General features: G+C 48.1%; 6 protein-coding genes and 1 rRNA gene. 1 reads left to right on the top strand and 6 read right to left on the bottom strand.

All coding sequences use genetic code 11. The annotated features are described in order from the left end of the window. From HPY81_11400 to HPY81_11390, 3 genes are all read right to left on the bottom strand, one after another. The coding region (locus HPY81_11400) for a sodium ion-translocating decarboxylase subunit beta (protein NPV28007.1) at nucleotides 1-823 on the bottom strand (823 nt) is incomplete at its 3' end. Between the two features lie 37 nt (nucleotides 824-860). Continuing rightward, a complete protein-coding gene (locus tag HPY81_11395; protein ID NPV28006.1) occupies nucleotides 861-1,019 on the bottom strand; it encodes an OadG family protein in 159 nt (52 codons plus the stop codon). A gap of 168 nt (nucleotides 1,020-1,187) precedes the next feature. Beyond that, nucleotides 1,188-2,492, bottom strand: a complete 1,305-nt coding sequence (locus HPY81_11390) for an SLC13/DASS family transporter (GenBank protein NPV28005.1) — start codon at nucleotides 2,490-2,492, stop codon at nucleotides 1,188-1,190. A 1,273-nt stretch (nucleotides 2,493-3,765) separates the two neighbouring features. On the opposite strand from HPY81_11390, the gene HPY81_11385 reads away from it, so the two are divergent. Further along, a complete protein-coding gene (locus HPY81_11385; GenBank protein NPV28004.1) occupies nucleotides 3,766-4,401 on the top strand; it encodes a GntR family transcriptional regulator in 636 nt (211 codons plus the stop codon). Nucleotides 4,402-4,544: 143 nt separating this feature from the next. Here the strand turns inward: HPY81_11385 and cadA are convergent, their stop codons facing one another. The 3 genes from cadA to rrf form a co-directional block, all read right to left on the bottom strand. Next, nucleotides 4,545-6,740, bottom strand: coding sequence for a cadmium-translocating P-type ATPase (gene cadA / locus HPY81_11380; protein ID NPV28003.1), 2,196 nt, complete (start codon nucleotides 6,738-6,740; stop codon nucleotides 4,545-4,547). Between the two features lie 41 nt (nucleotides 6,741-6,781). Next, a complete protein-coding gene (locus HPY81_11375; protein ID NPV28002.1) occupies nucleotides 6,782-7,141 on the bottom strand; it encodes a winged helix-turn-helix transcriptional regulator in 360 nt (119 codons plus the stop codon). Between the two features lie 155 nt (nucleotides 7,142-7,296). Beyond that, nucleotides 7,297-7,413 (bottom strand): 5S ribosomal RNA (gene rrf, locus HPY81_11370). Nucleotides 7,414-7,444: the final 31 nt, after the last annotated feature.

Genomic DNA, 7,444 nt, shown 5'->3' with positions numbered 1-7,444 from the left:
AGAAGGTCTCGGCATTCATGGTCGCCCCGACCGATATGCCCAGGAACACGGTGACGATGTTCAGGAGCGCGTTTTGCGCCACATCGCTCAACCGTTCCACTACCCCTGACTCCCGGAAGAGGTTCCCTAGCATCAGCATCGCCATTAAGGGGGCCGCTGGTGGAACCAGGAGGGTGATCACAATAACGGCGATGATGGGGAAGAGAATTTTTTCGGTCTTACTCACCGGTCGTAACTGCCGCATGCGGATTTTTCTCTCTTCGACCGAAGTCAGCAACTTGGCTACTGGCGGTTGAATCAGCGGCACCATCGCCATATAGGAGTAAGCCGCCACCGCGCATGGACCCATCAGATACGGGGCCAGGTACGAGAGGACGTAAATGGTGGTCGGGCCGTCCGCCCCACCGATGATCCCGATGCCGGCCGCTTCCTTGACCGTGAACCCGGCCAGGATGGCCCCGATGTAGGTGATGTAAACGCCACCCTGAGCCGTCGCTCCCAGCAGGAGTGTCTTCGGGTTGGCGATCATGGGCCCGAAATCTGTCAGCGCCCCAATGCCGAGAAAGATCACGCAGGGAATCACTTCCCACTCAATCCCGTAATGGTAAAAGATCCACAATAAGTGCCCTTCTTCCATCAAACCGGCCAGGGGCAGGTTGGCCACCAGGATACCAAACCCAATCGGCAGTAGCAGCAGTGGTTCAAATTCTTTTTTGATGGCTAAGTACATGATCGCGAAAGCGACTAACCACATTATAACCTGTTTAACATCCAGGGCTGGTAGTCCGCTGGAAATAAAGACTGTTTTCAGCGTTTCGAGCATGCATATTTCCTCCTCTTGTCTTCCTGTTGGTACAAAGTTAATTATTGGCCCCGGCTTCCTCTTTACCGCGTTTCTCCAATCTCATAATAATGGCCGACATGGCTCGGACGGAAAACATCAGAATCACCAAGACCAGGAACACCGCTGTAAACCCTTTAGCAACCACCTGCATGGCCAAGCCCCAATCTGTACCCATCGTGAATTTACCTCCTAATATGTGTTATTCTACTCTTGTATGTGTTATTCTACTCTTGCTGTATTCTCTTGCGTATGAACTGCCGTAAACTTAACAAATTGTTGGCTTAGGGGTTACATATTTGACCCCTAAGCCAAATTATCTACTTAGTGAATAAATGTTGCGCCCCTAGAACGGCCAGATTAACGGAACCAGCACAATCACGATAATAAAACAAATTATATTAAACAGCCCGCCCCACTTGATGTAGTCGAAGAACTTGTAGCCGCCGGGGCCAAGGACAATGGTCATCGGCGGGGTTGCCACCGGGGTCGAGAACGAAGACGCCGTAGCAGTGCAGAGCGCCATCATGATCGGCAGCGGGTTTGCCCCGATCGCCTTCGCCATGGCCAGGCCAATCGGCGCCAGCATGGCCGTAGCCGCCGTGTTGGACATGCACTGGGTCAGGAACATGCCCAGGAAAGCAATAACCACGAGAATTGTGTATGGGGTAACCTTATCACCAAATAACCCCAGGATGTAGTTGGCCAGCAGTTTGCCGCCGCCGCTCTTGTCCAGGCCGGCCGCAAAGCCGATCGAACCACCCAGCACCAGCACCGTCGTCCAGTCCATCTGCCGGTAAGTGGTTTTTTCGGAAATGCAACCCGTCACCACACAGGCCAGGGCGCCAATCATCGCAATTGTCCCGAGAGGTAGGACTTTTGTGTTTGTAAAGATAAACCCAAGTACACAACCGAGCAAGATGAGCCCAGAAATCCACATTTTCTTTGGGTCCTTGGTTTTGCTTTCACTTTTCTGCGCGGCAACCTTCTCGAGCATTTCCTGCATAAAAGGACTTGGTGGTGGATTCTCACCATACATCTTCACCGCCAGCCATCTCCCGATGGTGAAATTATAAATAAGGAACGCCAAACAAATCGGTCCACCAATCAGAGCAAACTCGAAGAAGCCAAACGGCCGGTAACCCGCCGCGGTTTGCACGCCTTGCACAATTACCGTTGGGGTAGAACCAACCAGGGTCAGCATCCCGCCAGTGACCGCCGCCAGGGCCAGCGGCATAATCGTAAACTTGGCGTTGATTTTACCACCCGAACCGGCGATAATCCCTGCTAAGACCGGCACCATCATCGCCGTGGTTGAAGAGTTGTTCAAGAAAGCGGACAAACCCATCGTGACCAGCAGCATCGCCAAGATGACCCCGAAGGTGCTGCCTTTGGCCAGACCAACGATCTTTTTCCCAATCTCTTCGGCCAGACCAGTCTCAAACAAGGCCAGTCCAACGACAATCATACCGGCGACCAGCAGGTTTGTATCGGCTGATAACCCGCTCCACGCCGTCTTTGCATCAACTACCTTGAACACGACCAGGGCAGCGCATGATCCGACCGCCGTTACAGCTAATGGTATGATTTCAGTGATGTAGAGAATCATCACGGCCGCTAGGATAATCAAACTCGTTTCTGCAGGACCCATCAAATTACCTCCTCCTCTTTAGACTACAACACCGCAAACATAAGTTTCTGTTAAGCAAATCTGTCTCAATGTCTTCACGATCCCACTTTTTGCTCTGTTTACCTGTGAAAATAACCTGATTAAAAGAATGTTGGGTACTTTTCTTTTTAATCCACTCTTTTCATTTCCCACCCCCTCTCCCAATAATAAAAATTACTTTGGCCAAAGCTAACACTATTAAATATTTGGTATCCTGCATCCTAGTATGTTTTTTTAAGTTGCAAGTTGTATGTAAAAACACGTTTTCTTCCTAAATCCCCTGCAAATGCTTAAAAGTCAATCATTTTCCCCTAAAAACCAGAATACACATCGCAAGTCACTCATTAATATAAAGTAAACACTAATCTAAAAGCAGTAGTTAACAAATCATCAATCAAAAAAACTTACTTTACGGGTACGGAAAAGCATATCAAAAAAAGAACAGCAACAGTAACGACCTCTTCTTTATCATCTGTATTATTCTAGCCTTTTGGTAATCTAAAGAATGGGGGAAATTGGTTATTAAATGGCATCATCTGAATATTATTTGGTCTGGCCATGTGCGAAAATGGCCGAAGAAACATAAATAATACGTTAGCCTGGCTAAAGGCAGTACGTCCGGAGTCATCCTGACGATGCTGGTAATCACGATGCTTTATCCGCCTTTTTTAAAGCACCTTGATTATATACTGATGATGCTGCTTGTCCCCCATTCTTTAGATAATCAAACCGCAAGCTTCATTATCCCTATTATCAAGGCCCAGTTATGCATGTCTCTTCTCATTTTTAAGTTAGGTGCTTATTAAAGCCCGAGGCTAGTTTGTATGTGCTGCAACCTACATCTTTTAAAACTTTTTGAAGTTGTTTTCTAACAAAATATTCGACATTATTTTTAAATCTCCTGCCTAATTCTTAAATAATTTTTAGGGAATAATATTGTCGTTTGTTGGCATGTGAATTACACGGGAAAGGCAGAAAACTGTATCTATACTGAATACTGCTGGGATAATCACAAGAAAGTATTTATAGTTTTAGCAAAGCGTACAGACCGCTGTCCATAGTTCGAAAGCAGTTCCCAAATTGGCTCGTAGAAGATCAGTTAAGGGTAAGCTGCGTTAATGAAGGCGAAGTAACGAATAGTAAAATGGGTCATTACCGGGATACCATTAAATTCGATATTTGAGTATAATAGTATAAATTAGTAACAACAATCCGCTTCATAATCTTTTTCCTAATTTTGTTGGGAGGGAAGCATATGAGTAGATATTACGCAGAAATTGGTCGCTACGAGCAAATCGCCATTGATATAGCCAATAAAATTGTCCGAAAAGAACTAAAGGAAGGCGATAAGTTATCTGGGCGTTCAACACTTGCCGGTGCATATAATGTTTCTCCAGAGACAGTGCGGAGAGCAGTTGCTTTGTTACAGAGTAAAGGGGTGGTTGAAGCCTTGGTAGGAAAAGGAATTATCATTCGTTCACGAACTGCCGCCGAACGGTTTTTAAAAGATTTTGAAACAAAACGCGTAATTGAAGAAATACAGGCAAGAATTGCACAACTAACCGCTGAACGTGACAGAATTAATGAAGAAATAGCACATGAATTGTCTATGTTAGTCAATTATACCTCCAAGGCCATTACCCGCATGGATATGATTGATGAAATTCGAATTCCTGAAGATTCTTGGGTAGTCGGTCAAACCATTGAAAGTAGCGGGATTAATGCATTCCATGACACCCTGATTATCGCCATTGAGAAAAATGATGATAATATCTTCTCTCCTGATGCTTCAACAAAGTTATTCGCAAATGATTTGTTAATTATCGCCAGTCCTCCTGGCGCCAGGGAGCGGATCAGGAAAATCATTGAAAGGACAAAAACTCAGGAATAAAAATTCCTGGGTTTGTCAATTATCTGAAGCTAATTAGTTTTCTGCATGGCAACCACCTAACCATAACGGTTATCAAGTCCCTTAACTATTGAACACCTCTATCCAATTCTTATTCTTAATTGATATAACACCAGGGGACGGACTTATTGAGTGTATTTAACCCTTAGCAACCTCATGCCGTTTAACGTTACAAGCAGCGAACTCCCCATGTCCCCGATAACCGCCAACCACAAGGTCAACCAGCCCGGGATAATCAGCAGTAGAATCAATCCCTTGACAATTAAAGCGAAAAAAATATTTTGCTTGATCGTTTTTAATGTCCGCCGGCTCAAATTGATAGCGTAAGGCAATTTGGACAGATCATCGGCCATCAAGGCGATATCCGCGGTTTCTAAGGCGGTATCAGTACCGGCTGTGCCCATAGCAATCCCTACTGTCGATATCGCCATCGCGGGGGCGTCATTGACCCCGTCCCCTACCATTGCCACTTTGGTATGTTCAACCAAAAGCTCCATAACGGCCTTCACCTTATCTTCGGGCAACAGGTCAGCTTTAACCTCGTCTACTCCGACGCTCCTGGCGATGGCCTGGGCGGTCAGCTCATTATCTCCGGTGAGCATCACAACTTTTTCGATGCCGGCCTGCTTTAGCTGCTGGATGGTCTCTCGGCTGCTCTCCCGTAAAACATCAGCTACAGCGATCAGCCCGAGAATGTTCTGCCCATCCCCCAGGACCATTACGGTCTTGCCCTCTGTTTGCAGCCGACCGATCTCTACTTCTGCCGGTGTCAGAGAGATACCCTGCTCAGTAAAGAAGCGAACGTTACCGATGTAATACGGCCGACCTTCAACTTCTCCCCTGGCTCCTTTGCCCAATACAGCCGTGAAATTGCTGACATCTGGTAAAATTAATAATCGTTCTTTCGCACAATTAACGATCGCCTCACCCAATGGATGCTCCGAGCGGGATTCAATGGCTGCCGCGATCGCCAGCATTTCCGTTTCACTGGTTCCATTAAGGGGAATGACGTCAGTGACCCGGGGTTTTCCCCTGGTTAAGGTACCGGTCTTATCAAATGCGATCACCGACAGTGCCCCGGCTTCCTCCAGGCATACGCCACCCTTAATCAATACCCCATTCCTGGCCGCACTGCCAATGGCCGCCACGATCGACACCGGGGTCGAGATCACCAGGGCACAGGGACAGGCCACCAAAAGCATGGCCAGCGCCTCATAGAACCATTTATTAAAGGGCTGGTGAAAAATCAGGGAAGGAACAGTTGCGACCAGAACCGCCCCCAGGAGCACCAGGGGTGTATAATAGCGGGCAAACCTGTCGACAAACTGCTGGGATGGAGCCCGCTGCGCCTGGGCTTCTTCGATGAGGTGAATAATTCTGGACAGGGTATTATCTCGGGACAGTCTGGTTACTTCAATCTCCAGGAAACCACGCTCATTGATGGTCCCGGCGAAAACCTCGTCGCCGGCTTGTTTATCCACTGGCAGCGACTCGCCAGTGATGGGCGCTTGATTGACAGTAGACGCGCCACCCACCACCCGGCCGTCCATTGGGAGCCTTTCCCCTGGTCGAACAATGACGATGTCGCCTATTCGGACCTGCTCAACCGGTAAAATCATCTCTCGCCCGTTCCGACGCACCAACGCCTGGTTGGGGGTTAACTCCATCAACGTGCGAATCGAGTTACGGGTTTTGTCCAGGGTATAGGCCTGCAGGGCGTTCCCCAGGGAAAACAGGAAAACAACCACAGCCCCTTCTGCAAACTGCCCAATCGCCGCCGCCCCAATTGCGGCCAGAGTCATCAACACATTCATGTCCAGTTCACGAGCGTTAACCAACACCGACCACCCACTTTTGGCGGGGAGGTAACCGCCCAGGATGATGCCGACAACATATATGGCGTGAGTAATTGTAAATGATACTTTTAACTGTCCCAGGAGCACGGCCAGGAGAATCATCACCCCAGACATAACGGTCGATAAGGCATATTTATTCGTTCGCCAGAAGGATGCACTCTCCTGTCCCGCTCCATCAGACCGCGTGCCCTTAGACGGAGAAGACAACTCAGACGAGTTTAGCTGTTCTTCTCGCACCTGGTAGCCAAGGTTCTGGATCTTATTAATCACTTGCGCAATATTAATGGTGCTGGGGTCGTACGCGAGGTTAAGTTTACCCGTTGTAAACACAACGGTTGCGGCGATCACCCCGGGTACTTGCCGAATAGCTTTCTCTAACTTTGCCGCACAATCCGGTCAGTCCATCCCGGTGATTTGCAGGGTGCTGTTAAAATCACGGATTTCCACTGCTTCACTCAAGGCCATAATCCTCTCCTCCCCTGTTGCTGTGTAAAAGTACCATTAATCTACTCCAGAACGTGTTCTAATCCCTGAGCGAACAGCTTTTCCACGTGCTGGTCAGCCAGGGAGTAATACAGGACCTTCCCATCCCGTCGAAACTTGACCAGCTTCTGCGTACGCAAAAGCCGGAGATGGTGGGAAACAGCCGATTCCGAGACCCCGATGACCGCTGCTAAATCGCAGACACACAACTCTTTGGACATGAGAGCAAACAGCAGCTTAATGCGCGTGGGATCCCCCAAGGTCTTGAAAATTTCGGCCAGAGGCTGAGCAACCTCTTCCCCAATCATCTTCTGGCGGACTTCTTGCACATTGGCTTCATTAATACAGGTTATGTCGCATCGATCTATAATTTCCTGACTCATCTGCCCCATCCTCCCAATGGCTTCTCAGTAGTATATGTGATCATTTGATTGTTTGTTCAGATGTTATTTTAAATTTAACCTGCTCTGGTCGAGCTTGTCAAGAAAAAAAAAGCAAAACCCCAGGTGATTAACCCGAGGTTTCACATAGAATTAAATTCCGGCAACGTTCTACTCTGCCAGGGGCCGACGCCCCAAGTACCATCGACGCTGGAGAGCTTAACTACTGTGTTCGGGATGGGAACAGGTGTGGCCTCTCCGCTATCGTCACCGGAATTTTTTTCGTTTTGGTTGTTCTTTCAAAAC

Source organism: Bacillota bacterium, from assembly GCA_013178045.1.
Taxonomy (GTDB): domain Bacteria; phylum Bacillota; class Ch66; order Ch66; family Ch66; genus Ch66.
The sequence above is the reverse complement of the archived record's forward strand: the minus strand, read 5'-3'. Positions and strand labels throughout refer to the sequence as shown.